Consider the following 19071-nt stretch of genomic DNA (forward strand, 5'->3'; position numbering starts at 1 on the left):
ATTGATTTTATAGGGAATAAAAGCCACTGTTCAACAACGGAGATAGGTTATGGATAACCAAAAAGAGGCCGTATCTTTACCACAAGAAGAAAAAAATGAATCTGGTTTGTTAGCGTTTGTTTATGATATGGCAGATCCAAATCTCCCTGTTATGACACAATCTGTTGCCATTTCGGATTTAAGAAATAACACGACGCCTTTAACGGCAAGGCCCTCTCAAAGCCAGTGGGTTTATGAGGGAGTACTCAATGTGCCACGGGATGGAAAATATCTCTTCATGGTTGATCAGCATAACACACCGTTATCGCTTGAAATCAATCAGCAAAAAATCGACTTAAGCCAACAACAAATCGCTGATGGTATCACCGTCGACCATCTCAAATCAGGGGAACAATACCCCATCCGATTTACCGCCATTACAGATGGCTTAGTGCCACAATTTCGCTTTTATTGGGATGCTGGGAATGGGTTTGAAGTGGTGCCCGACCATGTACTTCACCACCCTCAGCATAGAGAAGCCTCTAATATAAACACAACACCTCTCGATCATCCGCAAAATGAAGCCATCAATACCATTATTGTGCATGAAGTTGAGCAAAAAAAACTACAGCTAGGCTATTACAAGAATCGTGGTCGTGTTGCGGTAATACGCGATGATTCGGCACTACTCGCTGCATTATCTCACCAAGGTCCAACCGATTCCAAGATGGGCAATACGGCCTTTCAATTGATCAGTTGGTTAGCAGGAAAACCACGAATTGCTCATGAAAGCCGCAAAACTTACCTATTAAGTGCGGTCGATACCGAACAATTTTCTGGGTTTGATTTTCACACCAAACACAATCTATTTGTTGATAGCTTTAACTCGCCACACCATTGGCAAGATAACGACCATCGAGCCGCAGAGCAACTTGCAGATGCCCTACTCCCCAGTGGTGAATGGCATCGCCATTATGACATCGTCGTATTACCAGCAAATGCGAATCAACAACAAGTGGCGTTAATTCGCCATTGGATGGAGCTGACTGGCGGCAGTGTTTTTATTTTACACAGCCCAACTCATCATGTTCCCAGCCTAGCCATTCAACAATTAATCAGTGACATTCATCCTCAACAAAACCATGAAGAACATATCACCATTCCGGCGGTCACCCTTAAGAGAAAGGGATTACAAGTGACCGTAAGTGACTGGGATCCGCTGACTAACGAAACAACGCGAGTTGCAGAATATATGCTCTCTGCAAACTCAAATGATCCCCTACCTGCTCGTAGCCGACCAACTCAATGGCTATTTAGTGGTGTAGTCACGGCACCTGAAGATGGTGACTTATGGTTAACCAGCAGAGGTTCAGAGCCCTTCTCTTATCAAATAAACTCAGTCAGCCACATTCAGGACCCTGAAAGCAATCAAGTTCATAATATAAAATCAGGTGAAAGCTACCCTATTCAAGCCACAATAATGACACAGGGGGAAGTGCCTCACTTCGCACTTTATTGGCAATTAGCTTGTCATGGTGAAGACTATAAACCGGTTCCTGATGACGCCTTAGAGTATGACACCACTGACGTTCAAGTGAGTTCAGACCCTATTCCGACAATAACCGAACCTTCATTAAGGCAATCTCATTATCAGCAAACCATTCAGTTGCCTTCAACATCAATAAATACGCTGAATTTAACGGAAGAAATGCTTGCTCAAACTGAGTACTTTTCACTCACGCTACACACGCCTGAAGCCACGACGCCCTTTATCTTAGAAGATATCCCTCTGTCATCTCACCCTTCATGGCAATCATTAGTACAAGAAATAGAACAACACATTAATCAGCGGATCACCGATCACGTGGACACAAGGGTATCCGTCAGATATCAAAATAATCATATTATTATTCAAGGTGATGATGTTTATTTTACTCAGTTTCAACTGAAACAAAATCGACCAACCGCCCATATATCCATCAATCCCACACACATAGCATCGACAGAGGATGAAAATGGCACGACACACACCTTCAAACTGTATGCGAATAGCCTGAAAGAATTAACACATCTTTCTTTATCACTGGCAGGCGAAACGGACAAGCGTGTACATTTGCTAAAGAGTGAATTTAAATCGCCTGACTTACCGATCACATCATCCGAGCAATTTGTTGCACAATTACAGCATTATCTACGGTCCCAAGCGCAGACCCAATCGCTGCATGTAAGCTATGATGAAAATCAGCAGGTGCTATCTCTCTTCGACCCATTAAAGCGTTCCCTTGAAAACTTCAATTTGGGTTTGCAACATCAGACATTGCCCTTGGTTATCGTTGAAAATCATAGAGAAGAAGCCGCCTCTTTGATCATCGGAGCAATAACGGGAAAATTGCCTACTCACCCAGATGTTATTGAATACCGTTTACTTGAGAAGCCAACATTTGGCAAGGTCAGACTCAACCATCAAACAGGTGAATGGCTCTATCAGGCAAATGGCGATAGTCCTTTTTCAGGGAGCGATCAATTTGACTTTATGGCCATTTTGAAAAATGGCCAATATTCCGCCCCCATGTCGATTCAACTACAATCAGACGATGCCCCTGTGACAAACTACCCGGGGAAAAGAGTCTTTACACTACCTGATCCGATCTACCATGAGCCTGCTGTACGTGGCAATCACGTACCGGTAGATATGCAAGTTCACACCATCCAGCTCGCACAGACCCATTTACAAAGCCCCGATACCCCCTATTTCGTACTCACGGCCAATCGTTGGGCATTATTAAAAGTTGATATCACAAGCCCATCCTCCGCGAATGCGCCAGACATTACCGCAGTCGTGATGGATAAAGATGACCAAGAAATTGGGCGAATTCGTTTAACTGGACCAGAAAATTTACCTCAGCAATTACCTGTTATTCCAAATACGCCAACCATAAAAAGCCATGAGCTGCATCAGCAGAGTTATACGGCTCCGCTTCAAGGTCAATGGATACAACCGGGTATCAAATTGCAATTATTGGTAGGCGATACCCCGGTGGTGATGCCGTACACCGATCACCACGGTATCTTTACTCCCCAAATTAGCACAAGCAATGACATGGTTTCGCGTGTCACGAACCATAGCCTTTATCGTCACGGACAAGGTGTTTATGCCTATTCCCCCCTGAGCTGGGGGATGGAAGCCGCAGCCAAGCTGCCCACTAACGCATTTACCTTATATAGTTACCCAGCTTTGTCGCAGTTTTTACCTCTCGAGCCACAAATCACACATCGCGCAGCACTTTTTATGCCGACCTATGATAGGTTAAGCGGCCTTTATCCTCATCACAGCGAACAAATTTCTTGGGGTTCCCATCGCAGCATCGAAACCAGTAGAACAAATGGACTTGATAGTGACTTTAATTACTATTCACTGACCCCGACAGGCGTGAGTAGCCTACTTGGCTTAGCATGGAAAAACCAAGGTAGTGGTGTCGCTTATGCCAATGTCATGTGGCACGAAGTGTACGGACATGGATTTGGTCTGCACCATACTACGGAGCCTAGCACGGCTTACCCATTTGATAAGAAACACAACGGCTTCAACATCGCATTTGACCAACAGGCACAGTCATATATGACTTACAAGTACATCAATGCGTATACAGGCCAAGTGGCTGAAGTGCTGCCTATGTTATATCCTTACCTAAGTGATGCAGGCCATGATATTTTTAATGCATTCACTTCCCACTCCGATTATTTTACTCAGCGTATACAACAATTTCTGAGACAAAAATTACGCTGGCAGCCAAACGCTCTAGAAGGTGAAGATATTGAAGATCATGGTTTCGCTGGTGACGGTTATTATCAGCGTTGGTCAGATAATAGTCATCAATGGGAAACACTCACGGAAGATAATTTCGCGCAGTTTTACCCAACGAGTTCTCCCTATGAATTAGCCCATCAACGAGATGTCCCTGTTTATTGGATCAATGCTTCAATCTTAACCATGCCAAATGGTCAGCTTCACCCCTATAGCACGCTCAAGCCAATACGAACACGTGGTCACCTACCAGCGCCATACCATAATTTAATCACAGCAACAGGTCGGCCTTACAATGACGACATGCACTATGCACTTAAAGTGACCTACGCGACTCAATATGGTCTATTGACCGAACATCTACAAGCGGTCACGGACTTAACAACAATCAACCTCAATCTTCCTGACAAAGGGGAACTCGTCAAACTTGAATTAGCCAAAATCAATACCGATAAACAACTCGATAAGCCCATTTATACCTACAACAACCCCAATGCTTTGGCAAACCGCCTATTTAGCCAGTGGGATAGCAAATCCCCGACTCCTCAACTGACGCTCGATGACTATTGGCAAGGCAGTAAACTATTTTGGTCAGCAACAGACACAGCGTTGATTGATATGTCCACTGGAAAAATCGACAAACAGAAAATAACTCAAGACAGTGTGTTATGTGCTATTTGGGTGAAAGATGGGCAGCGGCAAAAACAATATTTTTCATTACGTGATCCGTGGGGAGAACATGCCTTACCTTACGGTGTGCACACATTTTCACCCATCAATCACTTAGAGCAGGTTATCGATAAATATGTAACGCCAATCGCTTATGATGTTGAATCAGAGAGTTTACTGCTGTCTGATGCCTATATTAATCAAACCGTGGATATCTCAGCGATGCAACTGCCAGAAGGACAATACACTTATTGGCTAACCTTACTGCTGGATGATGGCTCAGGGCAAATTCAAGAGCAAGTTCCCCAAGAGCAATGGATGATATCACGACAGGGAGAGCAATTATCGATTATCGGCAATATCGACAGTACACCCAAATTAACTATCACAGGGCTTAAGGTTTATATCGATAGGCACTTACAAGACGATATTCATCCTAATACATTAATATTAAACCAAAATACATCCATACCGCTCAGTGAGAATACTCAGTGGCTAGATTACAATCGGCCCGTTGTTTTTAATCAGCGAGATCAACACATTGATTTGATTGCTGCGATGGATAACACACCGCTGCATATGCGTGTAGAAAACGACACACTGTGGTCAGCTAGCACCAAGAATTTTTCTGCGCCTTTAACTCTCTAAGCTAGAGCAGGCGGTATTGCGTACCGCCTGCAACTGAGGATTATACTGTATGTTCAGTCCTATCCATGCGATGTGCTAATGGCAGCCAACACAATAAAACAAGTACTGACATCAAGAACATTAATAACCCTAAACTAAACTGCCCATTTTGGGGTAATAACGCGGACACCCAAGTTGCTATGCCGGATCCCACATTTTGCATACCGCCGACTAAGGCGCCCGCCGCCCCCGCTAAATAGGGAAAAGGTTCCATGGCCCCCGTTGTAGCAAGCGGGAATAACATACCCGCACCAAAGAAAAAGACAGAAGCCGGTACCAGTAAAGTCCAGATATTCATTGTGCCAAACCAACCAGGGATCCACATCATTAAGCCAGCTATCAGACAGCAAATGACCGATTGCCACATTAACTGATAAAAACTTTTACCATCACGCCCTGCATACCAAGCCCCAAAGAACGCCGCTGGAATAGGAATAATGAATAAAATACTGACAGTAATACTGTTAAGACCCAGTACGCCGCCCATCAACACTCCGCTACTCGCCTCGAAAACAGCAATACCCGCTAATGCGCCAATCAACATGATTAAATAAGACACAAAAGAACCTGTTGATAATAATTGACGGTATGAAGTGAGCATTTTGTGTTTTTCTGGTGAAACAGGTCTTGTTTCAGGCAACCAGCGATACATGCTTAACAGTACAGTGGCGCCTAATACAAACAAGAAAATATAACACGCATGCCAGCCCCAGAAGTGGGCTAATAAGCCCCCAAACATCGGTGCCACTAAAGGACTCACTAATACACCCATATTTAATAAGCTATTCGCATAGCGTAATGAAGTGCCTTTATAAAGATCGCGTGGCATGGTACGAACCATAACACCGGCGACGCCAGTTCCCAGACCTTGCAAACCACTCGCGAGCACTAAAATATCCAGTGTAGGCGCAAAAATAGCCAGTAACGTTGAGAGTAAAAAGATCACCATTCCCACTAAAATCACGGGACGGCGACCAATTCGGTCTGACAACGGCCCATAGATCAGCTGAGAAAAGCCATAAGTAAAGAGATAGGCCGCCATGACACGTTGCACAGAGCCGGACGGTTGTCCAAAATACACGGCAATATCCGCAATGACAGGTACATAAACCGTCTGCGTCATCTGCCCCACTGCCGCTAAAGCAATCAGCAAGATCAGTAAATTAAAATTTTCCAGTTTTCTCATTTTCTTCTCAAACTAATTTTATCATCCTGAGCGCACAGCCTAGCTGTGTCATTAGACACAAATAACATGAAAGCTTTATTTCAGGGGAACACCCCAGAGTGTTATCGATTGTTTTATTTGATAAAGCAGCCGTTATCCCATCGTTAGCTGCTGCGCGACTAAGATAACAAATTGAATTTTTTTTTCGAGATAGGATAGCATTTTAATTAGCATGCCAACGTCAGCAAAATTCGCCACATATGGCAATAAAACTGTACATTAAATTTAGCAGTGCACCATTTAAAAGAATAATTCACTGGAACACTTTATCGATAAGCGCAAATAGTAAACTGATTTAGTATGAAACTCTGATAAGTCGCAAAGCTGAAAAAAATTCAGAGGTGAAAATTTATGGCCAATTGGGTTAACGGAACTGTTATTGAAGCAAAATTTTGGACCGAGTCACTCTTTAGCTTAGTCATCAATGCCCCCATTAAACCTTTTATCGCTGGTCAATTTGCAAAACTTGCCTTGGAAATCGAGGGAGAACGTGTACAACGCGCCTACTCTTACGTCAATGCTCCCAGCGATGATCGACTTGAATTCTACTTTGTCGTCGTCCCTAACGGGAAATTAAGCCCTAAACTTGCCCAATTGCGTGTAGGAGATACACTGCAAGTCACTGATGAGGCGTCTGGTTTCTTTATTTTGGATGAGATCCCTGACTGCCAGCATCTTTGGATGCTCTCAACGGGCACGGCAATAGGCCCTTTTCTCTCTATCTTACAAGAAGGTAAGGATCTTGAGCGTTTTGAAAAAATTATCCTTTTACATGCCGTCCGCTATCAAAAAGACCTAAGTTATCTTCCTTTAATGAAACAGCTAGCCGAGCGCTACCCAGAAAAGCTCCATTTGGTGACCGTTGTCAGCCGCGAGCAGTGTGAAGGCGCTTTATATGGGCGAGTGCCTGCATTAATTGAAAACCAGATGCTCGAAAACGTTACAGGAGTTTCCCTTGATGCTGCTAGCAGCCACGTAATGCTATGTGGTAACCCTGAAATGGTTAAAGACACACGAGAGGTACTGATAAAAACCCGTGATATGCGCAAACATTTACGCCGTAAACCGGGTCATATCAGCAGTGAGCAATATTGGTAGTCATCCTAAGATCCCCTTAATGCGTGATATAGGGGATCAAGAAAGATAATCAACAGGTTGTGTTTTTTTGCCGTATTGATTTTCAGAATCCATCCCGACAAAAACACCACAGTCTAACAACATAATCATGGCGATTAAAAGAGGTAAAAAACGCCCAATTCCCCATTGCCAAACAGGTGCTAATTGGCTGACGTCCATGGAAAACAAGGCAAATGCAAGAATAATTAATGCAAACCAGCCGCCGGGTTTTCCTCTATCATGTAGACGTTTGGTAAAAATTGCCGCTAACGGGTATAGCAACAATACAAACAACACGATCACTACGATTTCAGGTAAGCGCAATGCATTTTGCAAAAGCACAATAACCGTCATTAAAATAAAGCATAAGGCGATACCCGCCCAAAAAGGTCGACGACCTATTCGCCCTTTGAAGGAGAAGGCCCATTGTTGTAATGTCATTACACCAGATCCTGATACACTATTAAAAACCCTAAAATGAGTGGCAAAACAAATGAAACAACCCGCACTCCGTTCAATCCCTATCATCATAACCGTTTTTCTACTTGGTTTGCCACAACTGACATTTGCACAAAAAGTACCGACACTGCCTAACACGGACTTTGAAGTGGCTTACTTAGCCCCTGATGCGCCCTCATTCGACCTCACTATCCCTCAGTTACGTAACCAGTTTAATCAAACCAATCCGACGTTACCGCTACATGAATACAAGGTGATAGCGAGCCAAGATATTTCGGCTCCCTATATTCGTGCCGCTTCTCGAATTAATGCTCACCTATATTCATCCGCTGTTCTTGAGCGTGGAAGCGAAAAGATTAAAAGTTTACAAGTCACTTTACTGCCAGAAGAGCGTCAAGATACTCAAGCGAATAGGCAATTAGCAGAACGCTATATTATGGCGATTATCCATCAATTTGACCCAAACATTTCTGTCGATAAAGCGCCTGAATTAACCCTCGCATTAAATAAATTTATGGCGAATAAAGATGCTGTCCATGCCGAAGAGGTTCGTTTAGGCGGTCTACGCTACATTTTAGTAAAAAGTGAAAATAATGTGCTTACTTTTGCTGTTGAACCGATTAAGCTAGAAACAGAAGCGCCTTAAATAGATAAGGATCACAGCAATCGTCAGCAGCGTGATAAAAAGCAAAGCTATTGTTATGTATTCTCTTTATACTTAACACCTCAATTTTAGGCACAGTGACAGAAACATTTTTCTCGTTGCACAAAATGTAACAGCGCGGCGAGTCACTTATTGATAAATCAAACTCTCTGGTTGGAGGAAACAACATGCGACATCCATTGGTAATGGGTAACTGGAAACTGAACGGCAGCACCCATATGGTTAATGACCTGATCGCGGGTTTACGCAATGAACTGAGCAGTGTTGATGGCTGCGATGTAGCGATTGCCCCACCGGCTATCTACCTAGGTCAAGCAAAACATGCGCTTGCAGGTAGCCGTATCGCATTAGGTGCACAAAACGTTGACGTAAACCTTTCCGGCGCATTCACTGGTGAAACATCTGCGGAAATGCTCAAAGATATCGGTGCAAAATACATTATCATCGGTCACTCTGAGCGCCGTACATACCATAAAGAAAGCGATGAGTTTATTGCTAAAAAATTTGCGGTATTGAAAGAACAAGGTTTGATCCCTGTGCTGTGCATTGGTGAAACAGAAGCGGAAAACGAAGCGGGTAAAACAGAAGAAGTGTGTGCTCGCCAAATCGATGCGGTGCTCAATACACTGGGCGCGCAGGCATTCCAAGGAGCAGTGATTGCTTATGAGCCTATTTGGGCTATCGGTACAGGCAAATCAGCGACCCCAGCGCAAGCACAAGCTGTTCATAAATTCATTCGTGACCACATTGCGAAAAAAGATGCTGCCATCGCAGCACAAGTGATCATCCAATATGGTGGTTCTGTTAATGCAAGTAATGCGGCAGAGCTTTTCACTCAACCAGATATTGATGGTGCACTCGTCGGTGGCGCGTCATTAAAAGCTGACGCATTTGCTGTGATTGTTAAAGCGGCTGCTGAAGCGAAAAACGCGAAATAATTTATTTTTATTGAGAATAAACCGTCAATGTTTATTGGCGGTTTTTTTATTTGCTGCCATAATAAAAGAATAATAACACTAATAAAAAACAATATATTTCCACAATAAAGAAAATTCATTTTATTTATTTGAGTCACAAAAACAAAAACTCCCTAAAATAAATTATTCCTTTTCGCATTTTATCATCCCTAGAAAAATAAACTATAAATCATCAATATGATTTATTACTTATCCCACTAATAATCTTAAATATTCCTTTCATACCTCTTATCAAGAATACTCGACAAGGCGACTTTTTTTACATTAAATTCACATTGGCTTCGACCTTAAATTATTTACACGTTTTAAAAAAATGAATGTTAACGATAAATAACACCTTACTGTTAAATAAAAAATGATAACGGCTATTCATCATCAACATTGCATTATTAATTTTCATCAAATAAAGCATTCACGATAAGGATGATTATGGAATATTTTAAAGGTTTAATTCTAAGCACAGTCATAATATTACCAACAACCGCTTTTTCCCAAGCCAGTAATGATTATTGGCATGTAGACACAGATGTTTATGTCGAAGTTGAAGAGTACCAAGGTCAACGAGACAGCTTTAATAACAAAGTATTCGACAAAGTCAGCATGGTAGGTAAGCTTGCACTGACTAACCCACAATCATTATGGGGCTTTTATTTCGAACATCGTGAGTCATTAAAAAATTATGGGCATGACTTTTCGAGTTCCCGTGACTCCTCTATCCGTAATCGAACTCAAATTGGCGCGACCCGCCAGCTCTACCGAAGTGCGGTTGCAGCATTCAGTCTAAATGGAAGTTACCGAAAAGAATCCAATGATTCCGCACCAAATACCACCGCGCTTTCATCCAATAGCTTATATTGGTTAATGCCAGCAGGTAGCATTCAAATTAATAAAAAATGGTCTTTTGATTTTTGGGATGCGCTCTATTACTACAGTAACTTTTTAGCATCAAACTACTATGAGTGGGAAGCTGAACACGGCGTCACTTACAAACACTCGAATGCCGTTACAGCAAAATTCACTTTATATAACGATAGAGTGTGGGATAAAGATTTCAATCAAGTTTTTGCACGGGATCAAATAAGAGGCTACTTCCCTATTAAGATCAGTGAAAAATGGGCGATTACGCCTTATTTTCGCTATTTTTTGAATGACAGCAGTTATGATGGCCAGAAAAATTTAACTCAACGGATCAAAAACGGCTATCGTATTGGAACACAAATCGCTTATAACGTGACCCCCAAATTAACACTCTGGGGTGGCGCAGCGATTGAAGCGACACAGTGGAAATACCCCATAAACAATCATATGACATCAGGAAGGAGTCATAGTCAAACCTACTACTTGGGGCAAATTGGTATCAAATACTCTTGGCAATGATAAGCGGAACACAACACTTTATTTTAAAAGATAAAAAAGTCGTAATAGCAGTAATACGGCTTTTTTATTAAACGCTATATTTTATATTAAAATTAATAATTAAAACATTTTTTACACATTAATCAGAATAAAAATTCAGTTTCAATTAATAGTTTAGATAATTAAATCTTTTCACGCAATTCACAGCCTAGATCACATAAGGGAATAATTCCAAAGTGGAATTATTCTATAGAAATATTAAGTATTCCACAAAATTAATCAAACAAAATCAATGCACTACTTAATATAGCACAATTTGTTAAATCGATAACTATTCTTATTTCATAACAAATAAGAATAATCTTATCTGTGATTTATCTCACTTTATAATTAATTAACCCTACTTATTATTCATCGAAAAATAACTTAGGAATAACTCGATGAAAAATCTGACTCTACTTTCCCTCTGTTTATTGAGCGCCGTGTCGTTGGCTGAACCTATTTCACAAGCACAGCTTGATACTTTGTGGAAAAACAAACAAAAATCTGCTGAAGAAATTGTCAATAATATGTCTGAAGCCGAAAAAATTGGCCAACTATTTATGTTGGACTTCAGATATTGGAATCAGGATAGCAAAGGCGAGCCAGCTCCATTTCTGGTCATGAACGAGGAAGTTTCTAAAGTGATTAATCAATACCACTTAGGTTCTGTCATCTTGTTCCGTGAAAATTTAATTGATACCCCCCAAACGGTGGAATTAATTAACCAGCTACAAGCTTCCCGTAGTAATTTGCCACTCTTTATTGGTACTGACCAAGAAGGCGGCTATGTCACTCGCCTTCGTGTCGGAACCGAAATGCCCGGTAATATGGCCTTAGGCGCGACCCGTAATCCTGCTCTCGCAGAGCTAACCGGCATGATCCATGGCTATGAATTATCCAGCCTCGGCTTTAATATCAACTTTGGCCCTGTTGTCGATGTGAATAACAATCAAAATAACCCTGTCATTGGTGTGCGCTCCTATTCGGATAATAAAGAGCTGGTCGAACAGCTTTCGACCAATTACATCAAAGGCATCCACAAATACAATTTATTGACCTCACTAAAACACTTCCCTGGGCATGGTAATGTTTCCTCTGACTCTCACGTAGACTTACCTGTCGTGAATTCAAATGAACAAGAGTGGCGCTCTACAGAGTTACCGCCCTTCCAGTATGCGCTCAACCATGGCGCAGACGCAGTAATGACGGCGCACATCATTGTGCCTGCCCTCGATAACAGCAAGATCAAAACGCTAACAGGGAAAGAGGTGGGAACACCCGCTACGCTGTCAAAACCTATCCTACACGGCATTTTACGTGATGAGCTAAATTATGATGGCCTCATCATCACTGACGCCATGGATATGGGAGCGATTGCGGATAATTTTGATATGAATTGGGCTGTAGAAACCTCTTTATTAGCAGGCTCGGATATCATCCTTATGCCAATCAAAATGTGGGACAGCGAATCAATTACTCGTCTAGACAATATGTATCGCTATCTTGAAAGTGAGGCTAAGAAAAACCCTGAATTACAAAAACGTATTGATGAGTCGGCTAAACGCGTCATACTGAAAAAATTACAGCAAGAGATCACCGCTCAACCGGTTGATTTAAAAAATGCTCAACAGATTGTTGCCTCTAAAGGCCATAAAGATCTGGAGAATATGGTTTCAGAGCAAGCGATTACGGTGATCAAAAATGATCATGTGCTGCCTTATATCTTGAAACCACAAAATAGAATACTCGTCATTTCCGATGAAAAACCACGTAATGAATTAATTCAAAAACACTTAAATGCTATTGCTAATGAAACGGGTGTCACTATTGATAGCCAAGAAATCGTGATCAAATTAGCGGAAAACACCCTCACTGAAAAAGATATTAAACCTCGATTAAAAAACCAAGATCTGATCTTATTGACCACCTATAACTTAAAAGATAATCCAACTAACGCTCAGATAATCATTGATGAAGCGAATAAAGCAAATATTCCGCTCGTCGTTATTTCCTCTCGTAACCCTTACGATATCGCCTATTTGAAAGACGTTAAAGCTAACATCGCTATCTACGGCATTACTGGATTTGATATTACGAATAATAACCGTAATTCACTGGAAACGAATATTCGTAGTGGATTACGCACATTATTTGCAGACCAACAGAAACAACCTTTGAATATGCCTAAGGGGCAACTGCCGGTCAATATCAAGAACCCTCAAGGGGATAAAATCCTGTTTCCTTATGGTTACGGTGAAACCTACAACACAACACATTAACGCCTATTTTCACTCTGTACTTTCCAGCCTCTATATCTCCATCGGAAATATAAGGCTGGTTATTACACCTCAACAAAAACAAACACTGCTACCTCATAAACAATAATTAAAAATTAAAGGATCATCATGAAAATATCATTGAATGGTTTACTCTTTCTCTCTGTTACTAGCCTTGCTACCCCAGTATTAGCGGCTGAGCCTATAAATAATGACTACTGGCGAATTACGTCTAACGTTTATATGGAATTAGAAAAATTTGAAGGTCACCATAATACCAGTGGCGGCAAGGTATATGACAAAACAACGATGATAGGCCAGCTCTTCTTATCAAACCCTGAATCTAAATGGAGCTTCTTTCTTGAACACAAAGAGTCTTTAAGAAGCTATAACCATAATTTCTCTACATCAAAAGACTCTTTTATTCGTAACCGTACCCAAATTGGGGCAACACGTAAAATGTATTCGAGCGATGTAGGGCAATTCAACCTAAACGTGACCTACCGAAAAGAATCAAATGACTCGGCTCCCGGAACGATGGCGCGTCCATCGAACACACTATTTTGGTTGATGCCTAGCGGGACTTATAATTTCAACGATAAGTGGGCATTTAATTTCTGGGATGCGTTTTACCACTACGATAATTTCCACGCCCCCAATAGTTATGAGTGGGAATCCGAGCACGGTATCGTCTACAAGGTGAATGATTCGGCAACCGCTAAACTCTATATGTACACCGACTGGACATGGGATAAAGACTTCAATAAAACATGGGAACAAAACCAAATCCGTGGCTACTTCCCAGTTACCCTAAACCAAGAATGGAGTATTATGCCGTACTTCCGCTATTACCTAAATGAGCACAATTACGACAGCAACCAACGTACGACCCAGAAAGTGAAAGAGGGTTACCGAGTTGGCACACAAGTTTTCTATAATTTAACCCCCAAAATCACATTATGGGGTGGATTCGCTGTTGAGCCGAGTACTTGGGAAAATCCGAAAGGTGCCGGCATTACCTCTGGTAGTCATAACCGCCAAACATTCTACTTAGGCCAATTAGGCGTGAAATACGTCTGGCAATAACAGAAAAAATATTGCTACCGCTCATCCCCTCATTGAGCGGTAGCAATCCACAAGCATCATAAAGCAACCCCTGTTTCTCCTATGTAACATGTCGTTCGGTAGCTAAAGAACCGGCCGTTAGGTGCAAAAAAATGGTGTCGGCGACTCAAAATATGCCGTGAGTGTTAGGGGCGGCGACTAATCTCATCAAAAATGCCCCCATTGGCAAAATGTGTAGATTGCGCTTGAGTCCAACCGCCAAACACATCATCTACCGTCAATAGTTTCAGTTTAGGAAAGCGTTGCTGATATTTTTTAGCGACATCCGCATCACGGGGTCGATAATAATTTTTAGCGGCTATTTCTTGCCCTTCAGGGGAGTATAAATACTCCAAATAGGCTTGTGCGACTTCTCGGCGGTCACGTTTATCGACGGTTTTATCAACCACAGCCACAGTAGGCTCAGCTAAAATAGAGATGCTAGGCGTCACAATTTCAAATTCACCATTTTCACCAAGCTCATTAATCGCTAATAACGCCTCGTTTTCCCACGCAATTAATACATCTCCAATTCCACGTTCCACAAAGCTATTTGTTGCGCCGCGAGCACCAGAATCTAACACCTCAACATTTTGATAGAGTTGTTTAACAAATTGTTTGGCTTTCTCTGGGTCATGATGATTTTTTTCCAAAGCATATCCCCAAGCCCCAAGATAATTCCAACGCGCTCCGCCTGAGGTTTTGGGATTCGGTGTCACAATCGCAACATCTTGACGGATCAAATCATCCCAATCTTGGATATTTTTAGGATTACCTTTACGGACAAGAAAGACAATTGTTGAAGTGTAAGGTGCGGAATTATCGGGGAGCCGTTTTATCCAATTTTTATCAATGCGCCCGCTGTCCGCTATGGCATCAACATCATAAGCTAACGCTAGCGTGACGACATCGGCTTCCAAGCCATTAATGACAGATGTTGCTTGTTTACCTGAACCACCATGAGACTGACGAATGGTTACCGTATCCCCAGTTTTTCCTTGCCAATACTGGCTAAAAGCTTGGTTATATTGCTGGTAAAATTCCCGAGTCGGATCATAAGAAACATTTAATAATTGAATGTTTTTCGCCCATGCTCCCGTCGTCAGTATTAATAACAATGCCGTTGCTGACTGCCATTTTAGTGCCATTCTTCCATACCTCATTCATTTAAATGTTAAGGCAGGCTGACAGATTTCATAGATAACATGAAATAATTAAAAATGACAATTTATGCAACAAAAGAATATACCGTGAATTCGATGAGAGAGAACAAACCTGTATCGTGCCGTTAATGCACGATACAGGAGAGATTTGCAATTGTAGAGGTAAAAATCAGTACAGTTTTTTCGCTGTATCGTACCAATCTTTCTTAAAGACGCGCTTCATGTTCATTACCGCATCAATAATGTCATGGTGAACCAATTTTTCGTTTTGGATCCCGACACAACGACCGCCATAGCCCTCTAAAAGGAGCTGAATAGAGTATGCCCCCATACGCGAGGCCAAAATGCGGTCATAGGCAACAGGCGATCCACCACGTTGAATATGCCCCAGTACCGTTGCACGCGTTTCATGATGGGTTTCTGCTTCAATGTATTTAGCTAATTCATCAACATCGCAAACATGTTCTGTAATCGCAACGATAGCATGTCGCTTGCCTTTCTCAATACCTTGTTTGATTTCAGACAACAGCTCTTCACGATCATAAGCCATTTCATTTTCAGGCAAGACTAAGAACTCACACCCTCCCGCAATCGCCGCGGATAGCGTTAAATCACCACAGTAGCGTCCCATCACTTCAACAATAGAAATACGTTTGTGAGAAGTTGAGGTATCACGCAGACGGTCAATCGCTTCAACAACGGTTTCAAGGGCAGTGAAGTAACCAATGGTATAGTCTGTTCCTGCAACGTCATTATCGATAGTGCCGGGTAGACCAATACATGGGAAACCAGCTTCTGTTAATGCTTTAGCACCGAGATAAGAACCATCACCACCAATCACGACGAGAGCATCAATATGATTTTTTTTCAGATTCTCAATGGCAACAGCACGAACTTTTTCATCGCGGAATTGAGGAAAACGCGCAGATCCGAGGAAGGTACCACCGCGGTTAATCATGTCAGAAACACTATAACGGTCTAGCTGTTTCATGCGATTTTCATATAAACCTAGATATCCATCATAGATACCCATGACTTCTAACCCTTCGCTCAATGCAGCACGTACCACGCCGCGGATTGCAGCATTCATACCTGGTGCATCACCACCGCTTGTTAATACCCCAATTCTTTTAATCTGCTTGACCATGATGACCTCTGATTAATGAATATAAATTGCAAATCGATAAAAGACACAACACCTGCGCTTTTCTACATCAAATTCGATTATAAACCATCGTGCTGAATTGATTCACCTACCACTATAATACGGTAAAGGTACTGATATACCTGTTTTCCATCAAGTTTTGATACTTTATTGTGATCCAGTCTACACAATTTTAGTTCATAAAATGGATTACCGTAAAAACACAGGCTCACTATAGCGGTTGTTGCCTTACTTCGAAACAAAAATTAAGTCTCCATCATAGCATTGATATGAAATAGAAAGTTAACCTTGCGAGTTAAACATCAGCGGCAGTCACTCGCACGGTTATCTATATTCACATGATAAAGCGCCATTTTTCACGGGTGTTAAGGAAGCCAAGGTGAACCTCCTTGCATCATTCCCCAGTAGCGTGAGGACGACAACATGCCATCGTTGGGTTGCTAAACACGCCAACTGTCGCGAGGTATAAAATTTGATAGGCTTTAGCTAAGTGCCTGACCCGCGCGGGTTCAAGCACTTTTTTCATTTTGGAGTTAATCGAACACAGAAGCCAAATTACGTATAAAAATAACGTGTTAAGTGAAAGAATATTGGCGCTGCGAAACATAACGAGTCGATACGGTCTAACATGCCACCATGCCCTTCAATAATTGCGCCGAAATCTTTAATACCACTATCACGTTTGATCGCCGACATACATAACCCCCCGACGAATCCCATTAAAGTGATCGCAAGAGACATCAATCCTGCAACCCACCAACTGAAAGGCGTTACCCAATATAAACAGATCCCGATAAGCACCGAAGAGAGTATGCCGCCGATAAAGCCTTCAATTGTTTTATTAGGACTTAATTTTGGCACTATCGGATGTTTGCCAAACAATTTCCCAAACACATACTGCAACACATCAGAAAGTTGGGTCACAACAATTAAAAACAGGAGTAATTTTACATTCTCGCCTTCATAACCTTGAATATCTAACATCAATAAAGCAGGAACATGACTTAAACAAAACACCGCAACTAACATGCCCCACTGAATTTTGGCTGTGCGTTCAAGAAAATGATAAGTATCCCCCGCTAAAGCGATACGTGTCGGTAGGAAAAGAAATACGAATACCGGTACAAAAATAGAAAACATGCCATACCACTGAATACCAACCAAAACATATTGCAACGGCAGGAATATAAAAAAGCACCAAAATAACGCTTCATGATCACTACGTCGAGTTGGCGTTAAAGTAATAAACTCTCTCAATGCGAAAAATGAAATTAGCGCAAATAAAATCACAACACCGATATTGCCTATCACAACGGCCAATACACACACGATACACATCAACCACCATGCACGTATTCTGGCATTTAAATTGTCGATTGTAGGATTGCTCTTTTCTCCTGAATACCGATAAGCAAGGATCCCACCAATGATACTGGCTACCACGAGTATACTGAATACACCCGATAGCAATAACACGATCTCGCTATCCCAAAGGCTCATGGCATCAACTCCTCTAATGCAGATTTAGCGCGTTGTAAAAATTCAGCTTTAGATTCATCCTCGCCTAATGGCGAGAGAGGCGCTCCCACTACTGCGGAACAAATAACGGGAACCACGAGCTTGGAGCCTTTTGGCAACACACGGTTTAAATTTTCAAGATAAACAGGAACCACTTCGACATGAGGAAATTTTTTAGCTAGGTGGTAAATACCACTTTTGAAATGACTTAATTCTTCGCCATCGCCGCGAGTGCCTTCCGGAAAGAGGATCAATGATTGTTGCTGTACTAACACCGCTTCTAGCGGCGCTAATATATTGTCTTTGGCGGCCCCCTCCCCTTTTCGATCAACCAATACGGCTCGGAATACTTTATTAACCAAATAACGTCTAAACGGTGTTTTATCCCAATAATCTTTTGCTGCCACAGGATGGACGGTATGGCGCATTAAAGGAGGTAAGCCAGACCAAATAACAAGACCATCAAGGTGACTAGAGTGATTCGCATAATATATACGAGACGTCATCGTTGGTTGACAACCGACCCAACGCGTACGTACACCGGTTAATAAGCGGCAAGTAAATGATAATAACATCCCCATTCCTTTTGCCATCAAAGAAACTCTTTGAGCTTTTTCCATCTTTATTCCTTGCAAAGCGTTTTTCTATTTTTCTACCCAGTTCTTAGTCAGAAGGGATAAATATTTTTTAATTAACACATCAGAAATGAAAATTAAGACTTAAGCTAAACGGGTTTATTTATTAGCACAACAGGGAAGCTCTGAATTCCTCTTATTTGAGATTACACTCGCAGACACGCTGCAAATTCTCTGAAAAAACTCACAAAAAATGCAAAAAAAAGTGCAGCGATGGATTCACCATAGCTG

At 41.8% G+C, this 19071-nt stretch carries 13 protein-coding genes; 7 read left to right on the plus strand and 6 right to left on the minus strand.

The features are described 5' to 3' along the window. The first annotated feature begins 49 nt into the window (after positions 1 to 49). A complete protein-coding gene (locus P2E05_RS19500) occupies positions 50 to 5101 on the plus strand; it encodes a hypothetical protein (RefSeq protein WP_276122947.1) in 5052 nt (1683 codons plus the stop codon). A gap of 40 nt (positions 5102 to 5141) precedes the next feature. Here P2E05_RS19500 and emrD read toward each other — a convergent pair whose 3' ends face one another. Beyond that, positions 5142 to 6326, minus strand: coding sequence for a multidrug efflux MFS transporter EmrD (gene emrD, locus P2E05_RS19505; protein WP_163863350.1), 1185 nt, complete (start codon positions 6324 to 6326; stop codon positions 5142 to 5144). A 390-nt stretch (positions 6327 to 6716) separates the two neighbouring features. Between emrD and fpr the strand changes: the two genes are divergently transcribed. Further along, positions 6717 to 7463, plus strand: a complete 747-nt coding sequence (fpr, locus tag P2E05_RS19510; RefSeq protein WP_154623345.1) for a ferredoxin--NADP(+) reductase — start codon at positions 6717 to 6719, stop codon at positions 7461 to 7463. A gap of 36 nt (positions 7464 to 7499) precedes the next feature. On the opposite strand, the gene P2E05_RS19515 is transcribed toward fpr, so the two are convergent. Then, on the minus strand, positions 7500 to 7922 hold the full coding sequence (locus P2E05_RS19515) for a DUF805 domain-containing protein (protein WP_154623344.1): 423 nt from the start codon (positions 7920 to 7922) through the stop codon (positions 7500 to 7502). 52 nt (positions 7923 to 7974) lie between these two features. Between P2E05_RS19515 and P2E05_RS19520 the strand changes: the two genes are divergently transcribed. From P2E05_RS19520 to P2E05_RS19540, 5 genes are all read left to right on the plus strand, one after another. Next, positions 7975 to 8586 carry a DUF1454 family protein gene (locus P2E05_RS19520; RefSeq protein WP_154623343.1) on the plus strand — a complete coding sequence of 204 codons (612 nt, stop codon included), beginning with the start codon at positions 7975 to 7977 and terminating at the stop codon, positions 8584 to 8586. Between the two features lie 185 nt (positions 8587 to 8771). Further along, positions 8772 to 9542, plus strand: a complete 771-nt coding sequence (gene tpiA, locus P2E05_RS19525) for a triose-phosphate isomerase (RefSeq protein ID WP_154623342.1) — start codon at positions 8772 to 8774, stop codon at positions 9540 to 9542. 468 nt (positions 9543 to 10010) lie between these two features. Next, the gene (locus P2E05_RS19530) at positions 10011 to 10958 is read left to right on the plus strand and encodes an OmpG family monomeric porin (RefSeq protein WP_282560474.1); all 948 of its coding nucleotides are present in this window, start codon (positions 10011 to 10013) and stop codon (positions 10956 to 10958) included. A 419-nt stretch (positions 10959 to 11377) separates the two neighbouring features. Beyond that, a complete protein-coding gene (locus tag P2E05_RS19535; protein ID WP_272578482.1) occupies positions 11378 to 13258 on the plus strand; it encodes a glycoside hydrolase family 3 protein in 1881 nt (626 codons plus the stop codon). Positions 13259 to 13384: 126 nt separating this feature from the next. Next, positions 13385 to 14341, plus strand: a complete 957-nt coding sequence (locus P2E05_RS19540; protein WP_163863352.1) for an OmpG family monomeric porin — start codon at positions 13385 to 13387, stop codon at positions 14339 to 14341. A 164-nt stretch (positions 14342 to 14505) separates the two neighbouring features. Here P2E05_RS19540 and P2E05_RS19545 read toward each other — a convergent pair whose 3' ends face one another. The 4 genes from P2E05_RS19545 to P2E05_RS19560 all read right to left on the minus strand — a co-directional run bounded on the left by P2E05_RS19545 (position 14506) and on the right by P2E05_RS19560 (position 18825). Next, a complete protein-coding gene (locus P2E05_RS19545) occupies positions 14506 to 15507 on the minus strand; it encodes a sulfate ABC transporter substrate-binding protein (RefSeq protein ID WP_276122948.1) in 1002 nt (333 codons plus the stop codon). Positions 15508 to 15691: 184 nt separating this feature from the next. Beyond that, complete coding sequence (pfkA, locus tag P2E05_RS19550; RefSeq protein ID WP_154623650.1) at positions 15692 to 16669, minus strand: 6-phosphofructokinase; 978 nt, start codon at positions 16667 to 16669, stop codon at positions 15692 to 15694. A gap of 573 nt (positions 16670 to 17242) precedes the next feature. Next, positions 17243 to 18187 carry a phosphatidate cytidylyltransferase gene (locus P2E05_RS19555; protein ID WP_154623649.1) on the minus strand — a complete coding sequence of 315 codons (945 nt, stop codon included), beginning with the start codon at positions 18185 to 18187 and terminating at the stop codon, positions 17243 to 17245. Then, positions 18184 to 18825 (minus strand): lysophospholipid acyltransferase family protein, encoded by a 642-nt coding sequence (locus P2E05_RS19560; protein ID WP_154623648.1) that lies wholly within the window; start codon positions 18823 to 18825, stop codon positions 18184 to 18186. Before P2E05_RS19560 ends, P2E05_RS19555 begins: the two co-directional genes overlap by 4 nt. Positions 18826 to 19071: the final 246 nt, after the last annotated feature.

Origin of the sequence: Providencia stuartii, from assembly GCF_029277985.1 — a bacterium.
GTDB classification, from domain to species: domain Bacteria; phylum Pseudomonadota; class Gammaproteobacteria; order Enterobacterales; family Enterobacteriaceae; genus Providencia; species Providencia zhejiangensis.

Excerpts from the sequence above, each read along its gene's own strand:
- P2E05_RS19515 (WP_154623344.1), bottom strand. The coding sequence starts at position 7,922 with ATGACATTACAACAATGGGCCTTCTCCTTCAAAGGGCGAATAGGTCGT.
- P2E05_RS19555 (WP_154623649.1), bottom strand. The coding sequence starts at position 18,187 with ATGAGCCTTTGGGATAGCGAGATCGTGTTATTGCTATCGGGTGTATTC.
- tpiA (WP_154623342.1), top strand. The coding sequence starts at position 8,772 with ATGCGACATCCATTGGTAATGGGTAACTGGAAACTGAACGGCAGCACC.
- emrD (WP_163863350.1), bottom strand. The coding sequence starts at position 6,326 with ATGAGAAAACTGGAAAATTTTAATTTACTGATCTTGCTGATTGCTTTA.
- P2E05_RS19560 (WP_154623648.1), bottom strand. The coding sequence starts at position 18,825 with ATGGAAAAAGCTCAAAGAGTTTCTTTGATGGCAAAAGGAATGGGGATG.
- P2E05_RS19520 (WP_154623343.1), top strand. The coding sequence starts at position 7,975 with ATGAAACAACCCGCACTCCGTTCAATCCCTATCATCATAACCGTTTTT.
- P2E05_RS19530 (WP_282560474.1), top strand. The coding sequence starts at position 10,011 with ATGGAATATTTTAAAGGTTTAATTCTAAGCACAGTCATAATATTACCA.
- P2E05_RS19500 (WP_276122947.1), top strand. The coding sequence starts at position 50 with ATGGATAACCAAAAAGAGGCCGTATCTTTACCACAAGAAGAAAAAAAT.
- P2E05_RS19545 (WP_276122948.1), bottom strand. The coding sequence starts at position 15,507 with ATGGCACTAAAATGGCAGTCAGCAACGGCATTGTTATTAATACTGACG.
- pfkA (WP_154623650.1), bottom strand. The coding sequence starts at position 16,669 with ATGGTCAAGCAGATTAAAAGAATTGGGGTATTAACAAGCGGTGGTGAT.
- fpr (WP_154623345.1), top strand. The coding sequence starts at position 6,717 with ATGGCCAATTGGGTTAACGGAACTGTTATTGAAGCAAAATTTTGGACC.
- P2E05_RS19540 (WP_163863352.1), top strand. The coding sequence starts at position 13,385 with ATGAAAATATCATTGAATGGTTTACTCTTTCTCTCTGTTACTAGCCTT.
- P2E05_RS19535 (WP_272578482.1), top strand. The coding sequence starts at position 11,378 with ATGAAAAATCTGACTCTACTTTCCCTCTGTTTATTGAGCGCCGTGTCG.